Consider the following 25,256-nt stretch of genomic DNA (forward strand, 5'->3'; position numbering starts at 1 on the left):
GGCCGGTCCGCCTCGATCCGGGCCCGGGTGAGGAAGGCGAGCTGGGCGCTTGTCCGGCCTGTCGATCTCGCCGGCCAGGGTGAACCCCTCGGCGAGGCTCGGGGTGGGCCGCCAGCAGTTGACCGGGGTGGGCTACTGGAACGCCCGGTGAGCGGCGGCCCCGGCGGATCTGCGCCGGGGCCGCCGTCGGTCAGCTCGTCGGGAAGTTGTCCGGGGTCCGGATGCGCTCGCGCATGAACGCGCCCGAGGTGGTGAGCACGGACGTACCCGTGTAGTTGCTGCCGTTGCAGGTGCCCGGCCGCAACGCCGCGCTGCCCTCGGCCTTGTCGGAGAACGTCCAGTTCGCGTACCCGATCTTCAGCCGGTCGAGCAGGTCCAGCCACTGGGTGCTGCTGGCCAGATCGGCGGCGCCGTCACCGGTGTAGTCCACGGTGCCGAACTCGGTGACGAACAGCGGCAGCCGGGCGGCGGCCCGCTCGACCTCGGCCCGGTAGTTGTCCCGGTGGGACGCGGCGTAGAAGTGGAACGCGTACATGACGTTGCTCGCGTTGACCGGGTTGTTGACGATCTCGGTGTGGGTGGCGCCCTCCGAGACGCCCAGCGAGGACCAGCCCCGGGTGCCCACGATGACCACCGCGTCCGGGTCGTTGGCGCGGATGACCGGGATGACCTGGTCGGCGTAGTTCTTGATGGTCGACCAGCTCACCCCGTTGGGCTCGTTGGCGATCTCGTAGATCACGTTGTTCTTCGACGCGTGCCGCGCGGACACCGCCGCGAAGAAGGTCTTGGCGCGCTGAAGGTTGTGCATCGGGTCGCCGGGCGTGAGCGTGTGGAAGTCGATCATCGCGTACATGCCCCGCTCGGTGGCCTCCTCGACCAGGGCGTTGACCCGGTTGGTGAAGCCGGCCGGGTCGGTCTCGTACCCGTCCTCCTGCACGTACATGGCGATCCGGAACAGGTCGGCCCGCCAGTCGGTGGCGAGCGCGTCCAGCGAGGCGTCGTTGTAGCAGTTGCCGAACCACTGGAGACCGTGGCTGCTCATGCCGCGCAACTGGATCGGCCGACCGTACTGGTTGCAGAGGTTGACCCCGCAGACCCGCAACTGCCCGTTGATCGCCACCGGGGTCTGCCCGCCGGGCGGCGGGGTGGTCGGTGGCGGCGTCGTCGGCGGCGTGGTGGGCGGCGGCGTGGTGGGCGTGGTCGAGCCGGTGCAGACCGTGCCGTTGACGGTGAACGAGGTCGGCGCCGGATTCGCGCCGGTGAAGGTGCCGTTGAAGCCGATGGTGGTGCTGGCGCGGGTGGCCAGCGACCCGTTCCAGCTCAGGCTCCGTGCGGTGACCTCGCTGCCGCTCTGACTCCAGGTGGCCGACCAGCCCTGCGCCAGGCGCTGGCCGCCGTCCGGGAAGCGGAAACCGAGCGTCCAGCCGTTGACCGGGTCGCCGACGTTGGTGATGGTCACGCTGGCGGTGAACCCGCCGGACCAACTGTTCGTCGTGTAGGTCACCGAACAGCCGGGCGCGGCCATCGCGGCGGTCGTGGGCAGGACGGCCAGCGTGCCGAGGGTCAGCGCGCCGACGGCACCGGCCGCGACCAGGAGGCGCCGGGTGCGGCGCGGAGGATGCTTCATGGGAACCGTCGCAATCTGGTGGGTGGTGGGTAGGCCCTCCGGCGAGAAAGGACGGAGGCCCGGGAGCGCTCCCACGGCAGCCTACGATGGCTGGAAACATCGGCGCAATATTTAGCGACATCGAAGCGATCTGACGCGGCGACGCCCCGGGAGGGGCTCCCGGGGCGTCGCCGTGGACGGTCGCGCGGGTGCGTCAGAGTTCGCCGGCGGCACGTCGCCGGTCGGCCTCGGCGTCAGCGGCGCCGACCGGGGTCGGGTCGGTGTCCCGCTGCGCCCCGGACAGGTCGATGTCGGCGCCGGCCCGGGCCGCGTCGGCCGCCGCGTCGTCCGCGCCGACCACCTCGCCGGCCTCCGGGTCACCGTCGTTGCGTACGAGATCGCCGGCCGCGGCGAACGCGATCGGCGTGTAGCGGGGCTCGGTCATGTCGTCCTCCTCGTCGCCGGTGTGCTGCTCTGATACCCGGCTCCGGCGCGGCCCACACCGACCCGTGCGTCCACCCTCGACTGTTCGGGGCCGGGGCGGATTTTCGGTGGGTGCGCTACCCGGAGAACCCTTTCCTGAACGCACGCTCAGTAGCGATGTGGGGTTCGTCGATATCTCGGATCGTTGCCGGATCGTTGCATCCGCTTGTCGTATGGCAAAGATCACGCTGAGTGCCTAGGATGGCCCGATTTTCGGTGGCACCGGGCCGAAGATCGGCGTACCGCAGCACTCTGGACACCCAGAGTGAGTGTTTCCAGAGTGTGGCGCGTCCACCCCACGGGACCGTGGCACAGGTGTGCCACCAGGATTTGCGCTGCTCACTACCCTGATCCTGATCATCGGTAGTGAGCCTCTCGACTTGACAAGGGTTTCAGATGAGCGACAGCCACTCTCCGTACGGAGGGCAGCCGGACCCGAACGCCGCCCCGTGGGGTAACCCGCCCGGTTCCCCGGTCGGTCCGCCGCCGATGCCGCCCGGCAGTCCGGCGGGCTACCCGATGCCGCCGGGTGCCCCCACCAGCGGGCCCGGTGCCCCGGGGTACCCCACGAGCGGGCCTGGTGCGCCGGGCTACCCCACGAGCGGGCCCGGTGCGCCGGGCTACCCCACGAGCGGGCCCGGTGCCCCGGGGTACCCGTCGTCGCCGTACGGCGCACCCACGCCCCCACCTCCTCCGCCCTACGCCGTCCAGCCCCAGAAGTCCGGTGGTAACCGGAGCGTCTGGCTCGGCCTGGGCATCGGCGCCGCCGTCATGGCCGTGCTGGTCGCCTGCGGCAGCACCATCGGCTACTTCGTGCTCGGCGGCGACGACGAGCCTGCGGACGTCATCGCCAGCAGCAGCCCGTCGCCCGGGGGCGACACCGGCGGCGGTGAGGGCACGGAGCCTTCGCCGACGCCGGCCGAGCCGGACAACGACGGCGGCAACGGCAACAACAACGCCGTCACGGCCCGCAACTCCAGCGACTTCAACGCCGTCTGCGACGGCAACCCGGTGCTGAACGCGGCGCCGTACACCTCCGCCAAGGGCGCCAAGGTCTACACCTTCGCCAACAACCCGGACCGCCCCGGTTCCTGGCTGAGCAAGTCGGTCGGCTTCAACAAGCCGTACTACGCCCGGACCTCCGACTGGGCGACCGTCTCGGTCGTCGGCTGCCTCACCTTCGTGCAGGGCAGCGAGGGCGAGCCGCGCAAGTGCCAGTACAAGGACCGCGACGACAAGCAGGTCACGGTCGACTACATCTCGTCCCGCTACACCCTGACCTTCCACAACGCCCAGACCGGCGAGAAGATCGGCGACGGCGGTCGGATCAACGCCCCGGCCGGGCGCTGCCCGAGCTTCATCTCCTACAACCGGGAGACGCTGAAGTCGTACGCCCAGCCGGACAACGGCGCCATCGAACTGGCCCTGGACAAGTTCACCTCCTGACCGCAGGCGCCTGACCGGCGGGGGTGGGACCGAGAGGTCCCACCCCCGCCGTCGTCGTACCGGCAGGCGGCGGTGCCGGCGACACGGGCTGTCAGAGGAGCTGGTCGAGAGTGATCGGCAGCGACCGGATCCGGGTGCCGGTGGCGTGGTAGACGCCGTTGGCGATCGCGGCGGCGATGCCTGGCAGGCCCACCTCGCCGATGCCCTTGGTGCCGATCGGGGTGGTCCGGTCCGGACCGCCGACGAAGACCACGTCCACCTCGCCGATGTCGGCGTTGACCGGGATCAGATAGTCGCCGAGGGTGGCGTTCGCGATGCGACCGGTGTCCGGGTCGGTGACGGTCTCCTCCAGCAGCGCCTGCCCGATGCCGCCGACCGTGCCGCCGACGACCTGGCTGCGGGCCAGCTTCTCGTTGAGGATCCGCCCGCCGTCGACCGCGGACACCACCCGGGGTACCCGCACGAGTCCCAGGTCCGGGTCGACGTGTACCTCGACGAACTTGGCCGCGAACGCCCCGGCCGGGGCCATCCCGATCTGCTGCGGGTCGGGCGGGGCGCTCGTGCCGTCGGCGGTCAGCTCGTACAGACCGTGCCGGTCCAGGATCGCGGCGAAGCTCTCGCCCCGCCGCGCGTCGCCCCGGTGGTGCAGCCGACCGCCGTTGACCATGACGTCGTCCATCGTGCAGCCGTGCAGCGGTGACTGGGTGTCGGTGGTGACCAGGTCGAGCACTGCGCGGACCAGCGCCTGGCAGGCCGCGTACACGGCGTTGCCCAGGGCGCCGGTCAGCCCGGAGCCGCCGGCCTGCGGCGCTGCGGGCATCCGCGAGTCGCCGAGGTCGAAGCGGACCTGGTCCAGCCGCAGCCCGAGCAGTTCTGCGGAGAGCTGTCGCATCACCGTGTACGTCCCGGTGCCGATGTCGGTGGCGGCGCTGCGGACGTAGGCGGTGCCGTCCCGGCTGACCGTGGCGCGGGCCCGGCAGGGCACCTGCCACCACGGGTAGCTGACCCCGGCCACGCCGAAGCCGACCCTCCACCGGCCGTCCCGCATCGCGCCGATCCGGGGATCACGGCGGGACCAGCCGAACCGCCGTGCCCCGACCGCGTAGCAGTCCCGCAGCGCCTTGCTCGACCAGGGCAGGCCGGACTCCGGGTGGACCTCGGCGTCGTTGCGCAGCCGCAGTTCCAGCGGGTCCATCCCGAGCTTGTAGGCCAGCTCGTCGAGCGCCGACTCCAGGGCGAAGTTCGCCTGCGCCTCGCCGGGCGCCCGCATCGACCCCGGGCAGGGGATGTGTCGCCGTCGCTGCCGGTCGCGGGCGGTCACGTTCGGGCAGGCGTACGCGGTGGCGCTGGCCGCCGCGACCGGCTCGGTGTTCTCGTCGGCCACCGCCACGGTCTGCGTCGCCTCGTGGTCGATCGCGATGATCGTGCCGTCGCGCCGGGCGCCGATCCGGAGCCGCTGGACGGTGTCCGGCCGGTGCCCGACGCCGGTGAACATCTCCGGCCGGGTGAGCGTCAGCGTCACCGGTCGCCCCACCGTACGCGCGGCGAGCACCGCCAGCAGCACGTGCGGCCAGACCCGCAGTCCCGCGCCGAAGCCGCCGCCGACGTACTTCGCGTAGACCCGTACCGCCTCCTCCGGCAGCCCGAACACGGCGGCGACGGTGGCCCGGGTGTTCGAGGTCCACTGGGTGGAGTCGTGCACGGTGACCGTGTCGCCGGCCCAGACCGCCACGGTGGTGAACAGGCCCAGCGGGTTGTTCGTGTTCTCCGCGGTGCGGTAGGTCGCCTCGTGCACCACCTCGGCGGTGGCGAGCGCAGCGGCGGTGTCGCCGCGCGTGACGTCGGTGCCGAACGGGTCGACGCGAAGCTCGGTGTCGTCGAGGGCCGCCGTCGGCTCGGCACGGTAGGAGACGGTGACGGCGCGGGCCGCCGTGGCGGCCTGCTGCCGGGTCTGCGCCACCACGACGGCCACGTACTGCCCGTGGTGCCGGATCAGGTCGTCCTGCATCGGCGGCGGTGGGGCGGGCCCGATGCTGGTGGTGGGTCCGGCGGCCAGCCGTGCCGCGTCGCGATGGGTGATCACCGTCAGGACTCCGGGCATCGCCTCGGCGGCGGTGGTGTCGAGGACCGCGATCCGCCCGGACGCGACGGTGCTGCGGACCAGCGCCGCGTAGGCCATGCCGGGGTAACTGACGTCGGACGGGTACGCGGCCGTGCCCGAGACCTTGTGCGGCCCCTCCACCCGGTCGACGCCGGCACCCACCACGGTCACCGGTTCGGTCATCGTCATGGCAGGTCACCCACGATGTCGGTCAGGGCGCGGACGACGGTGCGCCGGGCCAGTTCGGGCTTGAACGCGGTGCCGGGCACGGTGAAGGCGTCCCGCAGTTCCGCCTCGGCGGCGGCCCGGTACGTCTCGGGCGTCGCGGGCGCGCCGGTGAGCACCCGTTCGGCCGCGCGGGCCCGCCAGGGGATGGTGCCGACGCCGCCGAGTCCGATCCGCGCCTCGGTGACCGTGCCGTCGGCGACGGTGACGGCGGCGGCGACCGAGACGAGCGCGAACTCGTAGGAGGCACGGTCGCGGACCTTCAGGTAGCCGGAGCGTACGGCCTCCGGCGGCAACGGCACCTCGACCGCGGTGATCAGGTCGCCGTGGCGCAGCACGGTCTCGACGTCCGGCCGTTCGCCCGGCAGGAGATAGAAGTCGGTCAGCGGGACCTTCCGTTCGCCGTCGGTGCCCCGGATGTGCACCACGGCGTCCAGGGCGACCAGCGGTACGCAGAGGTCGGAGGCGTGCAGCGCGATGCAGCTCTCGCTGGCGCCGAGGACGGCGTGCATCCGGGCCCCGGCACCGGTGATCGCGGCACAGCCGGACGACGGGTGCCGCTTGTTGCACTCGGGCACGGTCGGGTCGCGGAAGTAGCGGCAGCGGGTGCGTTGCAACAGGTTCCCCCCGATGGTGGCCATGTTGCGGAGCTGGGTCGACGCCCCGGCCAGCAGCGCGGTCCGCACCAGCGGCAGACGTACCGCCACCGTCGGGTCGGCGGCCATCTCCTCCATGGTGGTCAGCGCGCCGACCCGCAGCGCCCGGCCGTCGGTGGTCACCCCGCGCAGCGGCAGCCGGGTGATGTCCACGACCCGGTCCGGGTCCAGGATGCCGTCCTTGAGCATCAGGTCGACCTGGGTGGTGCCCCCGGCGAGGTACTGGGCGGTGGGCCGCTCGCTCACCAGCGTCACCGCCGCGCCGACGTCCTCCGGCCGCAGGTACTCGAACTCGCGCACGGTCAACCGACCCCCTGGCCGGCGACCTCGCGGATCGCGGCGACGATGTTCGGATACGCGCCACAGCGGCACAGGTTGCCGCTCATGAACTCCCGGATCTCGTCGTCGGAGGCGGCCCGCCGTTCCCGCAGCAGCGCGACGGCCGACATGATCTGTCCCGGGGTGCAGAAACCGCACTGGAATGCGTCGTGCCGGACGAACGCCTCCTGCATCGGGTGCGGGCGGCCGCCGTCGGCGAGTCCCTCGACCGTGGTCACCTCCCGGCCGTCGCACTGCGCCGCGAGGGTCAGGCAGGACAGCACCCGCCGACCGTCCACCAGCACCGTGCACGCCCCGCAGGCGCCCTGGTCACAGCCCTTCTTCGTGCCGACCAGGCCGATCTCGTCGCGGAGCGCGTCGAGCAGCGTGACCCGGGCGTCGAGCCGCAGGTGGTGAGCGATGCCGTTGACGGTCAGGGCCGCCTCGGTGGCGGTCGGCCCGGTCGGGGTGCCGCCGTCGTCTCGGTCCATGTGCGCCCTCCCGGTGCCGTCGTCGACAGACGTACATGAGGGATTATCGGCGCTTTTGGCCTCTTGTGGGGCGAATCGGCCGAGCCGAGCTGCCGGGATGTCCGACCCGGCGACTAGCCTGTCGCCATGTCGGGACAGGCGGGCGGAAGGGGTCCTGAATGGCTGACGCGGACGACGTCCGTCGGTTGGCGCTCGCGCTGCCGCACGTGGTCGAGAACGACAGCGACGGCTTCGACTTCCGGGTGGCCGACAAGGGGTTCGTCTGGTCCTACCCCGAGCGGCTGCCCGGCAGGCCGCGCGTGATCCGCACGGACGTGGCCGTGCTCTACGTCGGGGACGAGGCTGAGAAGCAGGCCCTGCTGCTCGGTGAGCCCGACCTCTTCTTCACCACTCCCGGCTACGACGGACTGCCCCTGGTCATGCTGCGCCTGGCGGCGGTGGGGGTGGACCGCCTCGCCGAGCTGGTCACCGACGCCTGGCGGATGCGCGCGCCGGAGTCGCTCGCCGCCGACCTCGACGAGGCCGCCGTCCGGTGACCTCCGCTGCCCGGTGACGAGCCGCCGGACGGTCCGCTCGGCGACGGGGCGGCGGGGCGGCGGGGCGGCGGGCAGTGTCGGGTTTCCTCCTCGGGGACTTCGTCGCGTGCGCGCCCGGTGACAGACTGGACGACAGTCGATGTCCCGGGGGTGCGCGATGTTCGGTCGTTGGCGCAAGCGGAAGGCACCACCGTCGAGTACGCGACGACCGGCGGGCGAGGCGCGACCGCCGGGTGCCGGCGGACCGGGCTTCACCGTCACCCCGCTGCCCACCGAGACGGCGGCCCGGCAGGCCGCCCAGGGCGGGGCACCGGAGGACCTGAACCGTCTCGGGATCACCCTCAAGCTCGCCGGCCGGGCAGACGAGGCCGCCGAGTGGTTCCGCAAGGCCGCCGAGGCCGGCAACGCCGACGGGATGGCCAACCTGGCCATGTACCTGATGGCGCGCGGTCGCAACCGCGAGGCCGCCGAGTGGTTCCGTCGGGCCGGCGGCCCGCTGGGGGAGGCGCTCGCGCAACAGTTGGCATCGGAGCCCGACACTCCGCCCGACCGGTGACCGGCATCCCCGACGCCTGGGGGACACCGCAGTACCACCTGCTGGTCAGCGCCTGCGGGCAGGCCGAGGCGCACCATGACGCGTACGAGCGCGGCGGGTCGCTGCCGGACCTGGAGTTCGCCCTCGCCGTCTTCACCGAGGTGCTCAAGGTCGCCCGGAACGTCGACATCCGCAGCACCGCCGCCAACGGTCTCGGAACGGCCCGCTGGTCCCGCTACGAACGCTTCGGTGACCTGGCCGACCTGGACGCGGCGATCGGGCTGTTCCGCGACGCGCTGGCGATGTACCCGAACGAGCGCACCCCCGCCACGCCCTCCTTCCACGCCAACCTCGGTGGGGTGCTGCGGCTGCGCTGGCGGCGTACCGGCGTCGAGGCCGACCTGGTCGAGTCGGTGGCCCAGGCCCGTGCGGCGCTGGCCGCGACCGGCCCCGCCCACCCGCGTCGCGCGGGCCGGTTGACCAACCTCGCCGACGGGCTGCTCACGCTGTCGCTGCGCTACGACGACTCGTCCGCCCTCGCCGAGGCGGTCGAGGTGTCACGCGAGGCGGTGGCGGTGGCCGGGCCCGGCGACGACCTCGCCGGGATGCTTTCCAACCTCGCCGAGATGCTGCGACTGCGGTACCGCTCGACGAACGGCCGGGAGCGGGCCCTGCTGGACGAGGCGGTCGAGCAGGGACGTGCGGCGGTGGCTGCGGCCGGCGACGGACACCCGCTGCGGGCGCGGTTCGGATCGAACCTCGCGCTCGTGCTGGTCGACCGGTACGCCGCCGGGCGGCACCCGGCCGACCTGGCCGAGGCGGGACGGCTCGCCGAGCACGCCGTGCGGGCCACCCCCGAGGGGCACCCCAACCGGGCGGAACGGATGCTCGTGCTCGCCAACATCCGGCGGGCGGAGGTGACCCGGCTCGCGGCCGAGGTGCCCCGCCCTCGGGAGGCCCGCCGGATGGCCCGGGCCGCCCGGGACGCGGCGGCGGCCGTGCCGGAGGGGCACTACCTGCGCGCCGACGCCCTGCTCAGCGAGGCCGCCGCGTTGACGGTGTGGGCGGTCAGCGGCGAACCGAAGGCATACCGGGAGGCGATCATCATCCTGCGGCGGGTCGCACGGGACCCGACCGCACCGGTCCGGGTACGCGTCGAGGCCGCCCGGCGGTGGGCCAACGCCGTCCTCGCCAGCAGCCGGGGAGGGGACCTCGCCGAAGCTCGGCAGGCGTACCACCTCGCGGTCGAGCTGCTGCCCCGGACCGCGCCGAGGCGCGTCACGCACGCCGACCGGGAGCGGCACCTGGGCGCCTTCGTCGGTCTGGCCCGGGACGCCGCCGCCTGCGCCATCTCCGCCGGTGACCCGCTCGACGCGCTGCGGCTGCTGGAACACGGCCGAGGGGTGCTGCTCGGGCACGCCCTGGACACCCGGACCGAGCTGACCGAGCTGCGGCGGCGGCGCGCCGACCTGGCGGACCGCTTCGAGGCGCTGCGGAGCGCGTTCGACCGCCCGGAGGGGATCGGTTTCAGTTCCCGGCCGGACGACGTGACGGTGCCCGGCGAGGACCGGCACACGCTGGCCCGGGACTGGGACGCACTGCTGGACGAGATCCGGGGCGTCGACGGTCTCGCCGGGTTCCTGCGCCCGCCCCCGGTCGACGACCTGCTCGCCGAGATCGCCCGGCGCGGTCCCGTCGTGGTGCTCAACATCAGTGGGCTGCGGTGCGACGCCCTGGTGATCGCCGGGGGCCGGGTCCGGGTGGTGCCGCTGCGGCTGAGCCTCGACGAGGTGACCGACCGGGCTCGGCGGCTGCGCGCGGCCGTCGCCCGCAGTACGAGTCCGAGCCTGCCCGCCCAGCTCCGCGAGGAGGCCCGGGCCACGGTCGCCGGAACGCTGGTCTGGCTCTGGGACACCGTCGCCGCTCCGGTGCTCGACGCGCTCGCCCCGCCGCCCGGCTCCCGGGTCTGGTGGGTGCCGACCGGGCCGCTGACCAGCCTTCCGCTGCACGCCGCCGGGCCAATGGACGGACCGGGCGTGTTGGACCTGGTGGTCTCCTCGTACGCGCCGACGGTGCGCAGCCTGGTCACCGCCTGGCAGTCCCGCCCGGTGGCCCGGACGGTCGCGCCGCTGGTGGTGGCCCTGCCACAGACGCCCGGACTGGGCGACCTGCCGAACGTGCCGGCCGAGGTGCGGATGTTGACCACCCGGTATCCGGCCAGTCGGGTGCTCCTCGGTGCGCACGCGGTCCGGCGGTCCGTGCTCGACGCGTTGCCCGGGCATCCGTGGCTGCACTTCGCCGGCCACGCGGTAACCGCCGCCGACGGGAGCGCGGACGGTCACCTCGTCCTGCACGACCACGCCGCCGCCCCGCTGACCGTCGCCGACATCGCGCGGCTGCGGCTGACCGGTGCCGAGATCGCCTACCTGTCGGCGTGTGACACCGGGGTCTCCCACGAGGACCTGGACGACGAGGCCCTGCACGTCGCCGGTGCCTGCCACATCGCCGGGTTCCGACACGTGGTCGGCACCGCGTGGGCGATCGACGACGCGGTCGCCCCCGGCGTCGCGGCCGACTTCTACGCCCGGCTGGACGGGGTCGACGACGCCGCGTCGGCCCTGCACGAGGCGGTGCGTACGCTGCGCGCCGCGCAACCGCACCGGCCCACGCTCTGGGCACCCTTCCTGCACGTCGGTCCGTGACACGATGGTCGATGTGACCGAACCCCGCTACGACACCGAACGTGGTGCCACCGAACTCCTCGTCGGTGCGCTGGCCGGCTCCGCCCTGCTGCCGTTCGTGCAGGCGCTGGCGACGAAGGCGGGGGAGGACGTCTACCAGATGATCCGGGACAGGCTGTCCCGCCGGGCCCGCCGCGAGGTGCAGGACGAGATCCGCACCGAGGGCACCGTCACACTCACCGCCCCCGGCGCGCGGGTGGTGCTGCGGCTGCCGGAACGGGTCACGCCTGAGATGGCGCTGCGGTTGGAGAACCTGCACCTGCCGCCGTACCGACCTGGCTGGTTGCTGCTGTCGTGGGACGCCACCCAGCGCCGCTGGGTCACCACCGGCATGTCCGGGCCGCCGGAGACCGCCACCAGTCTCGACCCCTGACCGTCCCGCGCGGCACGGCCGCTCCACCGGCCGGGAACCCGGGTCCGGCTTTTCGATCTTGTTGGTGCCGTGTGACATGGTGGCGGCATGGAACCGCAGGTGGATGCCGAGCGCCGCGCTCTGCCCGAACCCGTCCGGGTCGCCCTGCGAGTGCTGCGCGACTACCGGCCGACCTTCGCCCGGGTACGCGCCCTGGTGCGCAGCATGGTCACCTCGTTCCTGGTGCTCAGCGCGACGTTCTGGCTGCTGCCCGGCGTCACCATCAGCGGCCTGGTCGGCCTGCTCTGGCTGGTCGCCCTGGTCACCGGCGTCGGGGCGGTGCTGCGGCCGGTGCTGCTGGCCCTGGCCACCGCGCTCGGCGGGCTCGGCGCGTTGGCCATCGGCGTGGGCGTCCAGGCCGTGGTGATGTACGTCGCGCTGCAACTGGCCCCCGAGGCGCACGTCGCCGGGTTCGCCGTCGCGTTCGCCGCCGCCTGGCTCGCCGTGGCCCTGGCCGCCGCGGTCAACTGGCTCGCCGACGCCGGCACCGACGACACCTTCGTCAGCGAGATGCTGCGGTTGATGAGCCGGGTCCGGCGGTCCACCGACCGTGGTGGCCCCCGCTGGAGGCGCTGGCGCCGCAGCGGCCCGCCCCGGCGCGACGCGGCCGGCGACGCCCCGCCCGAGGGCCTGCTCGTGGTCCAGCTCGACGGGGTGGCCGCGCCGGTGGTGCAGTGGGCGGTGCGCGCCGGCAACCTGCCCACCATGGGCCGCTGGCTGCGGTCGCGCAGTCACCGGATGACCCGCTGGCACACCGGGCTGCCGGCCACCACGCCCGCCGCCCAGGCCGGTCTGCTGCACGGCGAGTTCGGTCGGGTGCCGGCCTACCGCTGGTACGAGAAGGCGCCGCCCGGCCCCGACGGGACCGCTCCGGCCGGGCGGCTCGTGGTGACCAGTCGTCCCCGCGACGCGGCCGAGGTCGAGCGGCGACTGTCCACCGGCCGGGGACTGCTGCGCGACGGTGGGGTGAGCATCAGCACCGCCTTCTCCGGCGACGCCCCCACCACCCTGTTGACGGTCAGCCGCGCCGGCCTGCCCGGCCGCTCCACGGCCGGCTACGCGGCGTTCATGACCAGTCCGTACGGCTTCGCCCGGACGGTGGTGCTCGGCGCCGGGCAGGTGCTGCGGGAACTGCACGCCGCCCGGCGGCGACGGGTGCGCGGCGTCCAGCCCCGGGCCGACCGGGGCGGCTCGTACCTGGCGCTGCGTCCGCTGGCCAGCCTGCTCAACGACCTCAACGTGTCGCTGATCGCCGAGCAGATGGCCCGGGGCGCGCCGGTCATCTTCTGCGACTTCGTCGACTACGACGAGGTGGCCCACCACGCCGGCCCGGCCCGGCCGGAGGCGATGGCCGCGTTGGAGTCGCTCGACCACACGCTCGGCATCCTGCAACGGCTGGCCGCCGAGGCGACGCGGCGCTACCACATCGTCGTGCTCAGCGACCACGGCCAGAGCCAGGGCGCGACGTTCCGCCAGCGGTACGGCGAGTCACTGACCCAGGTGGTGTCCCGGCTGGTGGCACCGGGTGTGGCCGAACCCGCTCCGGCGCCACGCAGGCGTCCGCGTGGATCGGGCCGGGACGCGGCGGTCGGCGAGCACGAGACCACCCGCAACGCCGAGGAGCGGGCCCGGGTGGACACGCTGCTCAGTGAGGTGTCCGGCCGCAGCGGGGTGACCGCCACCGCGACCCGGATGGCGGTACGGGCCCGGCCGGAGACGGCGCGCGGCCCGCACCCGCCGCCGGAGCCGGACCGGGCGTACGAGCGGGCTTCCGCGTCGGGGCGTACCGAACCGGAGACCGTGGTGGTGGCCTCCGGCAACCTGGCGATGGTCTACCTGACCCGGCATCCGGGGCGGCTCACCCGCGAGCGGATCGACGAGGTGGCGCCGGGGCTGGTGACGGGCCTGGCCGCGCATCCCGGCGTCGGGGTGGTCGTCGTCGACTCGGCCGCCGGACCGCTGGCGGTCGGGCGCTCCGGCACCCACCGGCTGCCCGACGGGCACGTCGAGGGCGACGACCCGCTGCTGCCGTACGGGCCGAGGGCCCGGCACGACCTGCTGCGGCACCAGGGCATGGACCACGTCGGTGACCTGGTGCTGATCAGTTCCGTGGATCCCGGCCTGGAGGAGGTGACCGCCTTCGAGGAGCTGGTCGGCAGCCACGGCGGGTTGGGCGGCTGGCAGAACGACGCGCTGCTCGTGCATCCCGCCGACTGGCCGCAGGAGGGCGAACTGGTCGGCCCGGACGCGGTGCACCGTCAGTTGCTCGACTGGCTGTCCCGACTCGGCCTGCGTAGCCCCGACGAGCCCGGCGACCCGGCGGACGGCCCCGATCCGGTGGCGCTGGGGAGGCGTCCGGGGGAGGCGGGACTGCGGATACCGACTATGGCGTCGCCGGTGGATGAACCGGCTCGGGCCGGCGTCGCCCCAGCAGGCTCAACCCCTGAGTGACCAGCAGGACCAGCACGATCGCGGCGAGCACGCTCTGCCACGGCTCGGGGAAGATGGCCCGGCCGAGGACGCCGATCATGGCGTAGAGGACCGACCAGAGCAGGGTGGCGGGCAGGTTGGCCACGGCGAACCGCCGCCAGGTCATCCCGGCCATCGCCGCGGCCAGCAGCACCGGCAGCCGGCCGCCGGGCACGAGCCGGGACACCAGGAGCATCGGGACGCCGCCCTCGCGTACCCGTGCCGACAGCCGGTCCAGCCGCTGCGGCCCGCGCAGCCAGCGCAGCCGCCGGGCGATGCGTTCGCCGCCCCAGCCGAGCACCGCGAAGACCACCAGATCGCCGAGGTACGCGCCGAGCGCCCCGGCGAGCACGACCAGGAGCACGGTCACCGGGTCCTGGTGGGCGGCGAGGGCGGCGGCGCCGCTGACCGCCGCACCGGTGGGCACCACCGGGACGACCGCGCCGAACATCACCACCAGCGTGAGCCACGCCAGTGTGCCGAGGACCTCAGTCATGAGCCGGGCACGGTGAGGGACTCACCCGGCTGTAGGACGCGTACCCGGGTGTCGGGGGAGATCCGTTGCGCGTACCGGGCGAAGTCGTCGCCCGGCCCGAAGAACCGGTCCGGCCGGACCCGGTCGCACCCGATCGGCCAGAAGGTGCCGTAGTGGATCGGCACGGCCCACGCCGCCGCCACCCGCCGGGCCGTCTCGGCCGCGCCCTGCGGGTCGAGGTGGCCCGGGCCGAGCGTGGGTCCCCACCCGCCGACCGGGATCAGTGCCAGGTCGAGGGGGCCGAGCGAGTCCATCTCGGCGAAGAAGCCGGTGTCCCCGGCGAACCAGGTGCGCGCCCGGCCCTCGACGAGGTAGCCGATGGCCGCGGCCCGGTGCCGTGACCAGGGGCCGCGTCCGGCGGGATGGGCGGCGGGCACGGCGGTGACGGTGACCTCGCCGACCGTGGTCGCCTCGCCGGGCGCCAGCTCGGTGTACCGGTCGGCGGTGGCGCCCAGCGCCCGCCGCACCAGCGGCGCGGCCCCGGTCGGCAGCACCAGCCGGGTGTCCGGGGGCAACCGGCGCAGCGACGCGAGGTCCAGGTGGTCGGCGTGCAGGTGGGAGACGAGTACGGCGTCCGGTGCGGCCGTCAACCGGGGGGTGGGTCCCCGTCGCCGTCGCAGGTGGGCGAGCCGGTCGCGGAGTAGCGGGTCGGTGAGCAGTCGGGTGCCGGAGTCCTCGATCCACACGGTGCTGTGACCGTGCCAGGTCAGCTCGACCACACCGTCACCCACACCGCCGTCGACACGCCTGCCACCGTAGCGGGTGCGGGTCGGCGGCCCCTCGGCGGCCGTGCCGGCCCATCCCCGGCGTGACCAGAGATAGATGGTCATCCTTGTCTGTGTGATCGCTCACATGTTAGCGTTCTCATCGGTGGTGATGGTAAGCACGCGCTCTGCGGCTTTCCGGCAGGCGGCCGAGGCGTTGATGTTGTCGCTAACACCGCCTCGGTCACGGTCGACCGGCACTGCTCGCCCCGCCGTTCCCGTCCCCGTACGGCTGGTCCGGCGAGCGCGCCACCACCCCTACAGGAGTCCGTTGTGAGCTTCGTGTCCGCGCTGCCGCGCAGCGTCAGAGCCAGACGTGGCATCGCCTGGCTGACGATTCCGTTGATGTTGGTGACCTTCTTCGCCGCTCCGGCGAAGGCGGACAATCCGCTCGTGCAACACGTCTACACGGCCGACCCCGCGCCCCTGGTGCACAACGGCCGGGTCTACCTCTACACCGGACGCGACGAGGACGGCTCGACCTACTTCACCATGCGGGAGTGGCGGGTCTTCTCCTCGGCGGACATGGTGAACTGGACCGATCACGGCGTCCCGATGAACCTGGGCACGTTCGCCTGGGCCGACGCCAACGCCTGGGCCGGGCACGTCATCGCCCGCAACGGCCAGTTCTACTGGTACGTGCCGGTGCGGCAGCGCTCGAACGGGCAGATGGTGATCGGCGTCGGCGTCTCCAGCTCGCCGACCGGACCGTTCCGGGACGCGCTCGGCCGGCCGCTGACCGGCAACAACGAGATCGACCCGCACGCCTTCATCGACGACAACGGTCAGGCGTACCTGTACTGGGGCAACCCCAACCTGTGGTACGTCCGGCTGAACTCGGACATGATCTCGTTCTCCGGCAGCCCGACGCAGATCCCGCTCACCACAGCGGGCTTCGGCACCCGGACCGGGAATGCGAGCCGACCCACCCTCTACGAGGAGGGGCCGTGGGTCTTCAAGCGCAACGGCGTCTACTACAACGTCTTCGCCGCCGAGTGCTGCTCGGAGTTCATCGGCTACTCCACCGCGCCCGGCCCGACCGGCCCGTGGACCTATCGGGGCACGGTCATGCCGAGGCAGGGCAGCAGCTTCACCAACCACCCCGGCATCATCGACTTCGCCGGGAACTCGTACTTCTTCTATCACAACGGCGCGCTGCCGGGCGGTGGCGGCTACACCCGGTCGGTGGCGGTGGAACGGTTCACCTACAACGCTGACGGGTCGATCCCGACCATGAACATGACCACCGCCGGGCCACCCCAGGTGGGCACGCTCAACCCGTACGTGACGCAGGAGGCCGAGACCATCGACCGGGCCAACGGCATCGAGACCGAGGCGTCCAGCGAGGGCGGCATGAACGTCGGATTCATCGAGAACGGCGACTGGATCCGGGTCAAGGGCGTCGCGTTCGGCACCGGTGCCTCGTCCTTCACCGCCCGGGTGGCCTCGGGCACCAGCGGCGGAAACATCGAGCTGCGGCTGGACAGCACCACCGGCCCGCTGGTCGGCACCTGTGCCGTGCCGGGCACCGGGGGTTGGCAGAACTGGGCGAACACCACCTGCAACGTCAGCGGCGCCACCGGCACCCGCGACCTGTACCTGCGCTTCACCGGCGGCAGCGGCTACCTGTTCAACATGAACAACTGGCGGTTCACCGGCGGCACCGGCACCAGCGGCAACCTGGTCACCAACGGCGACATGGAGAGCGGCACGACCGACTGGTCGGTCTTCGGCGCCGGCACGCTGGCGTCGAACACCAGCGTGGTCCGGGGCGGCACTCGGTCGCTGCTGCACTCGGGGCGTACCGCGTCGTGGAACGGCCCCAGCCAGGACGTGACGTCGAAGCTGACCAACGGCCGCACGTACACCACGACGCTCTGGGTGCGGTCGCAGAGCGGCACCCCGTCGGTGCGGCCGACGCTGGCGGTGACCGCCGACGGCACCACGAACTACGTGCAGCTCACCCCGGCGGCCACGGTCAACGCGAACGGCTGGACCCAGCTCACCGGCACCGCCACGGTGTCGTGGAGCGGCAGCCTGACCGGCGCCCGCCTCTACGTCGAGACGGCGGCGGGCACCGACGGCCTGTACCTGGACGACGTGTCGTTCCAGTGAGCCGCCACACCGTGGGCCCGGCCGCCGACCGGGCCCACGGTGCGGCGGTCAGCGGGCGTCGAGTCGGGCGAGCAGGGTCTTGGGCGCCACCACCCGGTACCCGTCCTCGATGACCTCGGCGAGTTCGGTCTCGTCCACGCCGGTGTCGAGGCGTATGCCCACCCAGCCCCGATGCCCCACGTAGGGCGGACGGAAGTAGGTCTGCGGGGCGGACGCGATCAGCTCCTCGGCCGAGCCCGGTGGCGCGGCGCACCACAGGTGCGGGAAGTCGTTCTGGTGATGGCCGTCCGGCCACACCTGGGCGAAGGACTTCTTGCCCCGGATGAACCAGGCCGGCGTCCCGTGGCTCGGGCGTTCGGTGACCTCGGGCAGGTCCAGGCACACCCGCCGGATGGTCGCCACCAAGTCGGTCATCGATCCACCGTACGGCACCGGGACGCCGCGCCCGGCGTACGCCTCGCGGCCGTCACCAGCGGGCCGGCGGCGGTGGCGGGAGCATGTGCGTGTAAGGAGGGGTCCCCTGCTATCGCCTCGTGCATAGCAGGGGACCCCTCCTTACACATCAGGCCCGTCAGCGGCGCGGCGCAGGCGCGGCGATCTGGTGGTGCAGCCGGTCGAGCCGTTCGAGCACGTCGAACATCATGATCCGGAGCGAGGCGGTGTCCGCGTCCCGGTCCGTGGCCACCCGACCGAAGGTCGCACCGTAGTAGAGCGCGGACAGTACGGCGGGGGTGACCACCTCGGTAAGGCCCACGTCCCGTAGTGCCGCCCCGGCCGCGCCGTCATCAGTCGTCAGCCCGAGCAGCAGGTGGCTGCCGAAGATCGTGGCGGACCCGTGCTCGGCGGCCTGGGTGGCGGCCGTGGTCAACGTCCTGCGGGCGTCGGTGCCCAACGTGGGTGGCGTTGCCCCGCCGTTCCGTCGAGAGGTGCGGGACATCCCCGGCCGACGCCCGACGGCTCGGTCGATCGCGGCCTGGATCGAGGCGGCCGGGAAGCCGAGCAGCTCGACGGCGTTCAGCACCAGGCTCTCGCCCTCGTCGAGAAACGCCTGGAGCAGGTCGAGCGGTTCGACGACCGCCGACCCGCGCGCCGCCGCGACGTCGTACGCCTCGCGCAGGATCGCCGCGACGTGGTGGTTGGGTGGCGGTGTCAGCTCGACCGGCTCGGGCAGTGCGAGGTCGGCCACCGCGTCGTGTGCGGCCCGGTCGGCGCCGTCGAGCGCCTGGGTCAGCGCGGTCTGGCAGATCCGCGAGACCGGCAGCCGGGCCTGGCGTACCCGCTCGGCCAGCGCGTCGGGCAGGTACACGTTGATTTTGGGCATGTGGGGGGTCCTGTCGCGGCTCGTCGGGGCGGAAGCAGGGCTGGGGTGGGGGCTGGGGTGCAGGTCACAGCGTTCACCGGCTTGATCTCCTGCAAATCCTAGGGGCATACTAGGGTTATGCCAACGCCGCTGACCGCCCGCCGCGCGGTCGACTACGGTCGCACCGGCAGCGCGCTCTGTCCCTGCCGCTGACCCGGCCGCAGTTCGCCGAGAGCCCGCGCGAAGGCATCCACCCCCACCACCCACGCACCGGTACACGCACGCGTCCGACCTCGGACGCGGCTCCCGCCTGCCCGCCGCATGGTGCGTCGACCGGCACCCCGACTACGACAAGGCAGTCACCCCATGACCCAGCAAATCCCCACCCCCTCGGCACTGCGGAGCACGCCGTTCGGCGCCGACGAACTGGCCGCCGCCCGGACCGACCTCACCACCGCCGTCAACCGGGTCTTCGCCGCCTCGGCGATGTCCGCCAGCGGACACGGCAACATCAGCGTCCGGCTGCCGGGCCACCACGACCTGCTCGCGATCAACGCCGGTGAGTTGCTGCGCCCGTGGCCCGCCGACGACCTGCGGGTCGGCGTACCCGCCCTGCGGACCGTCAACGACGAGGTCGTCGTGGTGAACCTCGACGGCGAGGTGCTGTTCGGCACGCCCACCACGTCGGTGGCGGCCATCCTGAAGATGCACGTCGGCGTCTACCGCACCCGCCCGGACGTGTCCGCCGTCATCCACACCCACTCGCCCTACGCCACCGGCTACGCCCTCGCCGCGACCAGCCTGCCCGCCCGCTACGAGGCGCTGCTGGTGCACGGCCAGGCGGTGGACGTCCCGGTCGCGCCCTGGGCGCCGCGCGGCACCGCCGAGGCGGTCCGCGCCATCGCCGACACCTACCGCGCCCACCCCGAGACGTACGGCGTCCTGCTCGGCAACCACGGCCTGCTCGTCGCCGGGGACGACGCGAAGCACGCGGCGAGCCTGGTGGTGGCGATCGAGGAGGCGGCCGTGTCGAGCGTCGCCGCCCAGCCGCTCGGTGGACCGGTGCCCTTCCCGGAGTACGTCAACGACCTCGACCTGCGTCTGCGCTTCTGACCGACCCCGTCAGCCACCCGAGAATCGAGACAGACCATGTTCCGTACCACCCGGACCCTCCGGCACGTACCCGCCACACCCGCCCTTCGTCGCGGCCTGGCCGGCGTCCTCGCCGCCACGCTGCTGACCACCACCCTCGCCGCCTGCTCCGGCGCCGACGACGACGCCGACGCGGCCGCCGGCACGGACGGCCTGACCACGGTCCGGCTGGCCTCCGCGCCGCTCGGACACCTCGCCCCGATCTACCTCGCCCAGGACAACGGGATCTTCGCCAAGCACGGCCTGCGGGTCGAGGTGGACACCCAGACCTCCGACCTGACCTCGGTGCCGTCGGTGCTGGCCGGCAAGGTGGACTTCGCCACCGGTGACCTCACCACGCTGATCGTGGCGCGTACGCAGGGGCTGGACGTCAAGGCGGTGGTGCCCGCGTCCGCGTCGACCGGCAAGGCCGGCGAGGACTACGGCGCGCTCGTGGTGGCCGGCGACTCCGGCATCACCAGCCCCCAGCAGCTCGAAGGCAAGACCGTGGCGGTGAACATCCTGACCAACATCGCCGCGGCCGCCGCCCGCGAGTCGGTCCGCACCGCCGGTGGCGACTCCGACTCGGTGAAGCTGGTCGAGATCCCGTTCCCGCAGGTCCCGGCCGCGATCAGCGAGGGGCGGGTGGACGGCGCCTGGGTGGTCGAGCCGTTCCTGTCGGCGGCCAAGGCGCAGGGTGCGGTGCCGATCGGCTGGGGCTTCACCGACCTGGCCGAGGACCTGACCGTCTCCGCCTGGTACACCTCCGGCACCTACATCGGGCAGCGCCCGGAGGTCGTATCGGCCTTCCGCGACGCGATCCGGGAGGCGTACGCGTACGCCCGCGAGCACGAGGACGAGGTGCGCGCGAAGATCCCCACCTTCACCCAGATCAGCCCCGAGGTGGCGAACACCATCACCATCACCGGCTGGCGGGACGAGGTGAGCCGGCAGGCCGCCGAGAAGCTGGCCGGGTACGCGCAACGCGACGGTCTGATCAGCACCACGCCGAACCTCGACGAGCTGATCCTGCCGTGACCACGAGCAGCCGCACGCCGGCCCCCACCCGGGGGTCGGCCGGCGGCCCGGTCGCCGGTCGCCGGCTGCTCGGCGTGGTCGGGCTGCTGGTCGCGGCAGCCGGGTACGAGGCGGTGACCCGCACGTTCTTCTCCCCACTGCACGTGCCGCCGCTCTCCGCCGTCGCCCCGGAGGCGCTCCGCCTGCTCACCGAGGCCCGGTTCTGGACCGCGACCGGCCGCACCCTGCTGGCCGTCGCGTCCGGCCTGGTGATCGCCGTGGTGGCCGGGATCGTCGTCGGCTTCGCCATCGGCTCGGTCCCGTGGCTGCTGCGGGTCACCTCGTCCACCCTGGACTTCCTGCGCCCGGTCCCGTCGATCGTGTTGATCCCGGTGCTGGTCCTGGTGCTGGACGTCGCCCAGATCACCGTCCTGCTCGTCGCCGTCTCCTGCTTCTGGATCGTGCTGTTCCAGGTGCTGTACGGGCTGCGCGACGTGGACAGGGTGGCCGTGGACACCGCCCGCAGCATGCGACTGGGCCCGCTGGCGCGGGTCGTGCACGTGACCTGGCCGACGGTGCTGCCGTACCTCGGCACCGCGCTGCGGCTGATCGTCTCGGTGGCGCTCGCGCTGGCCATCACCGGCGGACTGGTGATGGGCGCCGCCGGTCTCGGCGAGCTGATCTGGAGCAGCCAGGAGTCCGGCGAGTTCACCGGCATGTACGCGCTGGTGCTGCTGACCGGCGGGGTCGGGATCCTGCTCGACCTGGGCGCCCGCCTGGCCGAACGCCGGCTGCTGCACTGGCACGTGGCGACCCGGCGGGAGGTGGCGACCGGATGACCGGCCCACGCTCCGTCCCGCTGCGCACCGGGCTGGCCCGGGGCGCCTCCGCCGTCGGATTCGCGCTGGGGCTGCCGGTGCTGCTGTTCACCGTCTGGTGGGTGCTCAGCGCGGACAGCACCAACATCTTCCTGCCGCCGCTGCGCCGCATCGTCGAGGCGTTCGGTCAGGTCTGGCTCTCCGACGTCTTCGTCCGCGACGTGCTGCCGAGCCTGCGCCGACTCGCCACCGGGTACGCCGCCGCGCTGGTGATCGGCGTCGGCGTCGGCTACGTGGTGGGCCGCTGGTCGGTGGTACGCGCACTGACGAGCCCGATCCTCGCCTACTTCCGGGTGCTCCCGGCCCCGGTGATGATCCCGGTGCTGCTGGTCGCGGTCGGCATCGGCGACGCCACGAAACTGATCGTCATCGTGCTGGGCGCGGTCTGGCCGATCCTGCTGAACACCGCCGACGGCGTACGCGCCGTGGACCAGGTCCACCTGGAGACCGCCGCCGCGTACCGGCTGCCGAGCTGGACCCGGCACGGCCTGATCCTGCGCGCCGCGAGCCCGCAGATCTTCGCCGGTGCCCGCCAGGCGCTGGGCATCTCGCTCATCGTCATGGTGGTCAGCGAGATGCTGATGAGCACCGACGGCCTGGGCTTCACCGTGATCCGGTTCCAGCGCACCTTCGCCATCCCGCAGATGTGGAGCGGCGTGCTCCTGCTCGGCCTGCTCGGCTTCGCCCTGGCGAAGGTCTTCGAGCTGGTCGAGCGGCGTGCCCTGCGGTGGCACCGAGGCGCCACCGGACGAGAGGAGTCATCGTGACAGTCGGACCCGACCTGCTGCGGATCGACGCGCTGGGCAAGTCGTACCGGGCCCGGGAACGCACCGTGGACGCCCTGGCCGGGGTGAGCCTCACGGTCGGCGACGGCGAGTTCGTCACTGTCGTCGGGCCGTCCGGCTGCGGCAAGACCACCCTGCTGAAGATCGTCGCCGGGCTGCTGCCCGCCTCGACCGGCGAGGTGTACCTGGCCGGGCAGCGGGTCACCGAGCCGCCGGCCGACCTGGGCGTGGTCTTCCAGGAGTACGGCCGCAGCCTGTTCGCCTGGAAGACGGTGCAGCAGAACGTCGAGCTGCCGCTGCGGCACCGGGGGCTCGGTCGCGCCGCACGCCGGGAGGCGGTCGCCGAGGCGCTCGACGCGGTCGGGCTGGCCCAGACGGCACGGGCGTACCCGTGGCAACTCTCCGGCGGCATGCAGCAACGGGTCGCCATCGCCCGCGCGATCGCGTACCGGCCCCGGCTGCTGTTGATGGACGAGCCGTTCTCCGCGGTCGACGCCCAGACCCGCGGTGACCTGGAGGACCTGCTGGCCACGCTCTGGCGGCGGTACGCGATGACCGTCCTGTTCGTCACCCACGACATCGACGAGGCGGTGTACCTCGGCCAGCGGGTCGTCGTCCTCGGTGCCGCCCCGACCGGCGTCGTCGCCGAGTTCCCGGTCGACCTGCCGGCGGACCGCGACCAGCTCGGCACCCGTTCCTCGGCCCGCTTCGGCGAACTGCGCGCCCAGGTCTATGCGCGGGTCCGCCGCGCACCCGAACCCGAAACCCCGCGAGCACACGAGGTGACCCGATGAGCGAGCAGTCCCCGGAGACCGCACCACGCTGGCAGGACACCGGCGGCGGAGAGGGGCCGCTCTGGTCCTTCCCCGTCGGCGAGGTGGAGGTCTTCCCGATCCGCGAGGTCGACTACCTCCCGCTCCCGACGGACTTCTTCCCGCAACTGGAGACCGAGTCCTGGACCGACGGTGCCTTCTACACCGCCGAGCCGTTCACCCGTGACGGGCGGATCGTGCTCAACCAGGAGGCCCACCTGCTCCGGACCAAGGACCGGCTGATCCTGGTCGACGCCGGTGGCGGCAACGGCAAACCCCGCAACGGCGGCGTCTTCGACCGCGCCGACCGGCCGTTCCTGGAGCAGTTCGCCCGCGCCGGCGTCTCCCTCGACGACGTCGACACAGTGGTCTTCACCCACCTGCACGTCGACCACGTCGGCTTCGCCACCAGCGCCGACGGCTCCGGCGGCTGGGTGCCGACCTTCCCGAACGCCCGCTACCTGGTGGTCCGGGAGGAGTTCGACTGGTGGACCGGCCCGCAGGGCGCGGCGGCGATGCGGCGTACCGGCGACTACCTCGCGGACAGCATCCTGCCGCTGCGCGACGCCGGTGTGCTCGACCTGGTGCCGGCCGACCACGTGCTGACGCCGGAGATCCACCTCGTGCCCGCGTTCGGGCACACCCCCGGCAACGTCTATCTGGTGGTCGAGTCCGCCGGCCGACGCGCCCTGTTCGCCGGGGACATGCTGCACCACGGTGTGCAGCTCGAACGTCCCGAGTGGAGCATCCGGTACTGCGTGGTGCCGGGCGACTCCGCCGACCAGCGTCGCCGCCTGCTGGAACGGGCCGCCGACTCCGGTGACCTGCTGGTGCCGACGCACTTCCCGTTCCCCGCCGCCGGATACGTGCACCGGGCCGAGCGCGGTTTCACGTACACCTTCATCGAGGTCTGATGCCGCCGCTGTTCGTCGCCGACTTCCACACCCACTACGCCTGTCCGGCCTATCCGGCGCTGCCGCCCCGGCACGCCGCGCCGGAGCTGGCCGAGCGCTGGCGCGGGCTGGCCCGCCGGATCGCCGACCTGGAGGGGCTGCTGGCCGACACCGGCCGGCACGGCATCGACCTGCGGGTGCTCAGCGCGCCACCGGCGCTGGTGACTCCGCACGGCGAACGCACCCGCCCGGACGACCTGCGGCGGCTCAACGACCACCTCGCCGAGGCGGTGGCGAGCGCACCGGACCGGCTCCGGGGCCTGGCCACCGTCGATGCCTTCGCCGGTGACCCGGCCGCCGACGAGGCGGTACGCGCCGTACGGGACCTCGGGTTGTCCGGGCTGGTGGTCGACTGCGCCACCGACGGGCTCCTGCTCGGCGCGAAGGCCGCCCGCCCCACCCTGGCCGTCGCGGCGGAACTCGGCGTACCCGTCTTCGCGCACCCGATCAGCCCGGTGGCGATGACCACCGCCTTCGCCGGTCTCGGCCGGTTCGGCACCTCGCTGGCCCGGGGCACCATCAACGCCGCCGCGCTGCTGTCGCTGCTGGTCGACGGCGTGCTGGCCGAGCTGCCCGGGCTGCACGTGGTCTTCCCGATGCTCGGGGTCGCCGGGCTGTCCCTGGCCGCCGCCACCGACGGGGGAGAGGTCCTGACATCGGCGGCGCCCGCGTCGCAGCGCGCACACGTCTATCTCGACACGATGGGGTTCGCGCCGGCCGCGATCAGGTTCGCCACCGACCTGCTCGGTGCCGACCACGTGCTGGTCGGCGGGGACTGGCCGATCGGCCCGCGTGCCACCAGCCGTGCCCGGGTCGAGTCGGCGCTGGCACGGGCCGGACTGGACGAGGCCGACACCCGGCTGGTCGCCGGAGGCAACGCGCTCCGGCTGCTCGGCGACGGTCCGGGCCGCTGACCCGGGTGGGTGGGTTTCTTGTCGTCCGAGCGA

The 25,256-nt window shown here is 73.1% G+C and carries 23 protein-coding genes; 14 read left to right on the plus strand and 9 right to left on the minus strand.

Annotated features, from left to right (window positions below):
* Nucleotides 1–190 precede the first annotated feature (190 nt).
* Together ABT008_RS20105 and ABT008_RS20110 are read right to left on the minus strand one after the other, a co-directional pair.
* On the minus strand, nucleotides 191–1,627 hold the full coding sequence (locus ABT008_RS20105; protein WP_350697745.1) for a cellulase family glycosylhydrolase: 1,437 nt from the start codon (nucleotides 1,625–1,627) through the stop codon (nucleotides 191–193).
* A gap of 193 nt (nucleotides 1,628–1,820) precedes the next feature.
* On the minus strand, nucleotides 1,821–2,051 hold the full coding sequence (locus ABT008_RS20110; protein WP_350697746.1) for a hypothetical protein: 231 nt from the start codon (nucleotides 2,049–2,051) through the stop codon (nucleotides 1,821–1,823).
* Nucleotides 2,052–2,485: 434 nt separating this feature from the next.
* Between ABT008_RS20110 and ABT008_RS20115 the strand changes: the two genes are divergently transcribed.
* Nucleotides 2,486–3,535: a hypothetical protein gene (locus ABT008_RS20115; RefSeq protein WP_350697747.1), complete on the plus strand. Its 1,050-nt coding sequence runs from the start codon at nucleotides 2,486–2,488 to the stop codon at nucleotides 3,533–3,535.
* 91 nt (nucleotides 3,536–3,626) lie between these two features.
* Here the strand turns inward: ABT008_RS20115 and ABT008_RS20120 are convergent, their stop codons facing one another.
* Genes ABT008_RS20120 through ABT008_RS20130 form a run of 3 tightly spaced genes read right to left on the minus strand, consistent with a single transcriptional unit; the run spans nucleotide 3,627 to nucleotide 7,326 of the window.
* Nucleotides 3,627–5,825 (minus strand): xanthine dehydrogenase family protein molybdopterin-binding subunit, encoded by a 2,199-nt coding sequence (locus tag ABT008_RS20120; RefSeq protein WP_350697748.1) that lies wholly within the window; start codon nucleotides 5,823–5,825, stop codon nucleotides 3,627–3,629.
* The gene (locus ABT008_RS20125) at nucleotides 5,822–6,817 is read right to left on the minus strand and encodes an FAD binding domain-containing protein (protein ID WP_350697749.1); all 996 of its coding nucleotides are present in this window, start codon (nucleotides 6,815–6,817) and stop codon (nucleotides 5,822–5,824) included. The genes ABT008_RS20120 and ABT008_RS20125 overlap by 4 nt, the downstream gene beginning before the upstream one ends.
* Before the next feature lie 2 nt (nucleotides 6,818–6,819).
* Nucleotides 6,820–7,326, minus strand: coding sequence for a (2Fe-2S)-binding protein (locus ABT008_RS20130; protein WP_350697750.1), 507 nt, complete (start codon nucleotides 7,324–7,326; stop codon nucleotides 6,820–6,822).
* Nucleotides 7,327–7,484: 158 nt separating this feature from the next.
* On the opposite strand from ABT008_RS20130, the gene ABT008_RS20135 reads away from it, so the two are divergent.
* The 5 genes from ABT008_RS20135 to ABT008_RS20155 all read left to right on the plus strand — a co-directional run bounded on the left by ABT008_RS20135 (nucleotide 7,485) and on the right by ABT008_RS20155 (nucleotide 14,001).
* A complete protein-coding gene (locus ABT008_RS20135) occupies nucleotides 7,485–7,862 on the plus strand; it encodes an MmcQ/YjbR family DNA-binding protein (RefSeq protein WP_350697751.1) in 378 nt (125 codons plus the stop codon).
* A gap of 157 nt (nucleotides 7,863–8,019) precedes the next feature.
* Nucleotides 8,020–8,418: a tetratricopeptide repeat protein gene (locus ABT008_RS20140; RefSeq protein WP_350697752.1), complete on the plus strand. Its 399-nt coding sequence runs from the start codon at nucleotides 8,020–8,022 to the stop codon at nucleotides 8,416–8,418.
* Nucleotides 8,415–11,099 carry a CHAT domain-containing protein gene (locus ABT008_RS20145; protein ID WP_350697753.1) on the plus strand — a complete coding sequence of 895 codons (2,685 nt, stop codon included), beginning with the start codon at nucleotides 8,415–8,417 and terminating at the stop codon, nucleotides 11,097–11,099. The genes ABT008_RS20140 and ABT008_RS20145 overlap by 4 nt, the downstream gene beginning before the upstream one ends.
* 13 nt (nucleotides 11,100–11,112) lie before the next feature.
* Nucleotides 11,113–11,511, plus strand: a complete 399-nt coding sequence (locus ABT008_RS20150) for a hypothetical protein (RefSeq protein ID WP_350697754.1) — start codon at nucleotides 11,113–11,115, stop codon at nucleotides 11,509–11,511.
* Nucleotides 11,512–11,598: 87 nt separating this feature from the next.
* Nucleotides 11,599–14,001 (plus strand): phage holin family protein, encoded by a 2,403-nt coding sequence (locus ABT008_RS20155; protein WP_350697755.1) that lies wholly within the window; start codon nucleotides 11,599–11,601, stop codon nucleotides 13,999–14,001.
* Here ABT008_RS20155 and ABT008_RS20160 read toward each other — a convergent pair.
* The gene (locus ABT008_RS20160; protein WP_350697756.1) at nucleotides 13,934–14,515 is read right to left on the minus strand and encodes a DedA family protein; all 582 of its coding nucleotides are present in this window, start codon (nucleotides 14,513–14,515) and stop codon (nucleotides 13,934–13,936) included. The two genes, ABT008_RS20155 and ABT008_RS20160, sit on opposite strands and share 68 nt — an antisense overlap.
* Nucleotides 14,512–15,384 (minus strand): MBL fold metallo-hydrolase, encoded by an 873-nt coding sequence (locus ABT008_RS20165; RefSeq protein ID WP_350697757.1) that lies wholly within the window; start codon nucleotides 15,382–15,384, stop codon nucleotides 14,512–14,514. Before ABT008_RS20165 ends, ABT008_RS20160 begins: the two co-directional genes overlap by 4 nt.
* 207 nt (nucleotides 15,385–15,591) lie before the next feature.
* Here ABT008_RS20165 and ABT008_RS20170 point away from each other — a divergent pair, with 207 nt between their 5' ends.
* On the plus strand, nucleotides 15,592–17,433 hold the full coding sequence (locus tag ABT008_RS20170) for a family 43 glycosylhydrolase (protein WP_350697758.1): 1,842 nt from the start codon (nucleotides 15,592–15,594) through the stop codon (nucleotides 17,431–17,433).
* Between the two features lie 48 nt (nucleotides 17,434–17,481).
* On the opposite strand, the gene ABT008_RS20175 is transcribed toward ABT008_RS20170, so the two are convergent.
* Both ABT008_RS20175 and ABT008_RS20180 read right to left on the minus strand, forming a co-directional pair.
* Entirely contained in the window at nucleotides 17,482–17,847 is a 366-nt protein-coding gene (locus ABT008_RS20175; protein ID WP_350697759.1) for an MmcQ/YjbR family DNA-binding protein, read from the minus strand.
* A gap of 157 nt (nucleotides 17,848–18,004) precedes the next feature.
* Nucleotides 18,005–18,754 (minus strand): Clp protease N-terminal domain-containing protein, encoded by a 750-nt coding sequence (locus tag ABT008_RS20180; RefSeq protein WP_350697760.1) that lies wholly within the window; start codon nucleotides 18,752–18,754, stop codon nucleotides 18,005–18,007.
* 345 nt (nucleotides 18,755–19,099) lie between these two features.
* Here ABT008_RS20180 and ABT008_RS20185 point away from each other — a divergent pair, with 345 nt between their 5' ends.
* From ABT008_RS20185 to ABT008_RS20215, 7 genes are read left to right on the plus strand one after another with little or no spacing between them, the layout of a single operon-like run.
* Nucleotides 19,100–19,846: a class II aldolase/adducin family protein gene (locus ABT008_RS20185; RefSeq protein WP_350697761.1), complete on the plus strand. Its 747-nt coding sequence runs from the start codon at nucleotides 19,100–19,102 to the stop codon at nucleotides 19,844–19,846.
* 36 nt (nucleotides 19,847–19,882) lie between these two features.
* Nucleotides 19,883–20,902 carry an ABC transporter substrate-binding protein gene (locus ABT008_RS20190; RefSeq protein ID WP_350697762.1) on the plus strand — a complete coding sequence of 340 codons (1,020 nt, stop codon included), beginning with the start codon at nucleotides 19,883–19,885 and terminating at the stop codon, nucleotides 20,900–20,902.
* Nucleotides 20,899–21,720: an ABC transporter permease gene (locus tag ABT008_RS20195; protein ID WP_350697763.1), complete on the plus strand. Its 822-nt coding sequence runs from the start codon at nucleotides 20,899–20,901 to the stop codon at nucleotides 21,718–21,720. The genes ABT008_RS20190 and ABT008_RS20195 overlap by 4 nt, the downstream gene beginning before the upstream one ends.
* Nucleotides 21,717–22,526 carry an ABC transporter permease gene (locus tag ABT008_RS20200; protein WP_350697764.1) on the plus strand — a complete coding sequence of 270 codons (810 nt, stop codon included), beginning with the start codon at nucleotides 21,717–21,719 and terminating at the stop codon, nucleotides 22,524–22,526. Before ABT008_RS20195 ends, ABT008_RS20200 begins: the two co-directional genes overlap by 4 nt.
* Complete coding sequence (locus ABT008_RS20205) at nucleotides 22,523–23,338, plus strand: ABC transporter ATP-binding protein (protein WP_350697765.1); 816 nt, start codon at nucleotides 22,523–22,525, stop codon at nucleotides 23,336–23,338. The genes ABT008_RS20200 and ABT008_RS20205 overlap by 4 nt, the downstream gene beginning before the upstream one ends.
* Nucleotides 23,335–24,270 (plus strand): MBL fold metallo-hydrolase, encoded by a 936-nt coding sequence (locus tag ABT008_RS20210; protein WP_350697766.1) that lies wholly within the window; start codon nucleotides 23,335–23,337, stop codon nucleotides 24,268–24,270. The genes ABT008_RS20205 and ABT008_RS20210 overlap by 4 nt, the downstream gene beginning before the upstream one ends.
* Nucleotides 24,270–25,223: an amidohydrolase family protein gene (locus tag ABT008_RS20215; RefSeq protein ID WP_350697767.1), complete on the plus strand. Its 954-nt coding sequence runs from the start codon at nucleotides 24,270–24,272 to the stop codon at nucleotides 25,221–25,223. Before ABT008_RS20210 ends, ABT008_RS20215 begins: the two co-directional genes overlap by 1 nt.
* Nucleotides 25,224–25,256: the final 33 nt, after the last annotated feature.

Source organism: Micromonospora sp. NPDC002389, from assembly GCF_040296095.1.
GTDB lineage: Bacteria > Actinomycetota > Actinomycetes > Mycobacteriales > Micromonosporaceae > Micromonospora.

What these genes read in the sequence shown, in the direction of transcription:
- ABT008_RS20180 (WP_350697760.1), bottom strand. Translation starts at nt 18,754, where the DNA reads ATGCCCAAAATCAACGTGTACCTGCCCGACGCGCTGGCCGAGCGGGTA.
- ABT008_RS20135 (WP_350697751.1), top strand. Translation starts at nt 7,485, where the DNA reads ATGGCTGACGCGGACGACGTCCGTCGGTTGGCGCTCGCGCTGCCGCAC.
- ABT008_RS20105 (WP_350697745.1), bottom strand. Translation starts at nt 1,627, where the DNA reads ATGAAGCATCCTCCGCGCCGCACCCGGCGCCTCCTGGTCGCGGCCGGT.
- ABT008_RS20165 (WP_350697757.1), bottom strand. Translation starts at nt 15,384, where the DNA reads ATGACCATCTATCTCTGGTCACGCCGGGGATGGGCCGGCACGGCCGCC.
- ABT008_RS20120 (WP_350697748.1), bottom strand. Translation starts at nt 5,825, where the DNA reads ATGACGATGACCGAACCGGTGACCGTGGTGGGTGCCGGCGTCGACCGG.
- ABT008_RS20140 (WP_350697752.1), top strand. Translation starts at nt 8,020, where the DNA reads ATGTTCGGTCGTTGGCGCAAGCGGAAGGCACCACCGTCGAGTACGCGA.
- ABT008_RS20185 (WP_350697761.1), top strand. Translation starts at nt 19,100, where the DNA reads ATGACCCAGCAAATCCCCACCCCCTCGGCACTGCGGAGCACGCCGTTC.
- ABT008_RS20175 (WP_350697759.1), bottom strand. Translation starts at nt 17,847, where the DNA reads ATGACCGACTTGGTGGCGACCATCCGGCGGGTGTGCCTGGACCTGCCC.
- ABT008_RS20130 (WP_350697750.1), bottom strand. Translation starts at nt 7,326, where the DNA reads ATGGACCGAGACGACGGCGGCACCCCGACCGGGCCGACCGCCACCGAG.
- ABT008_RS20110 (WP_350697746.1), bottom strand. Translation starts at nt 2,051, where the DNA reads ATGACCGAGCCCCGCTACACGCCGATCGCGTTCGCCGCGGCCGGCGAT.
- ABT008_RS20190 (WP_350697762.1), top strand. Translation starts at nt 19,883, where the DNA reads ATGTTCCGTACCACCCGGACCCTCCGGCACGTACCCGCCACACCCGCC.
- ABT008_RS20160 (WP_350697756.1), bottom strand. Translation starts at nt 14,515, where the DNA reads ATGACTGAGGTCCTCGGCACACTGGCGTGGCTCACGCTGGTGGTGATG.
- ABT008_RS20210 (WP_350697766.1), top strand. Translation starts at nt 23,335, where the DNA reads ATGAGCGAGCAGTCCCCGGAGACCGCACCACGCTGGCAGGACACCGGC.
- ABT008_RS20155 (WP_350697755.1), top strand. Translation starts at nt 11,599, where the DNA reads ATGGAACCGCAGGTGGATGCCGAGCGCCGCGCTCTGCCCGAACCCGTC.
- ABT008_RS20200 (WP_350697764.1), top strand. Translation starts at nt 21,717, where the DNA reads ATGACCGGCCCACGCTCCGTCCCGCTGCGCACCGGGCTGGCCCGGGGC.
- ABT008_RS20115 (WP_350697747.1), top strand. Translation starts at nt 2,486, where the DNA reads ATGAGCGACAGCCACTCTCCGTACGGAGGGCAGCCGGACCCGAACGCC.
- ABT008_RS20215 (WP_350697767.1), top strand. Translation starts at nt 24,270, where the DNA reads ATGCCGCCGCTGTTCGTCGCCGACTTCCACACCCACTACGCCTGTCCG.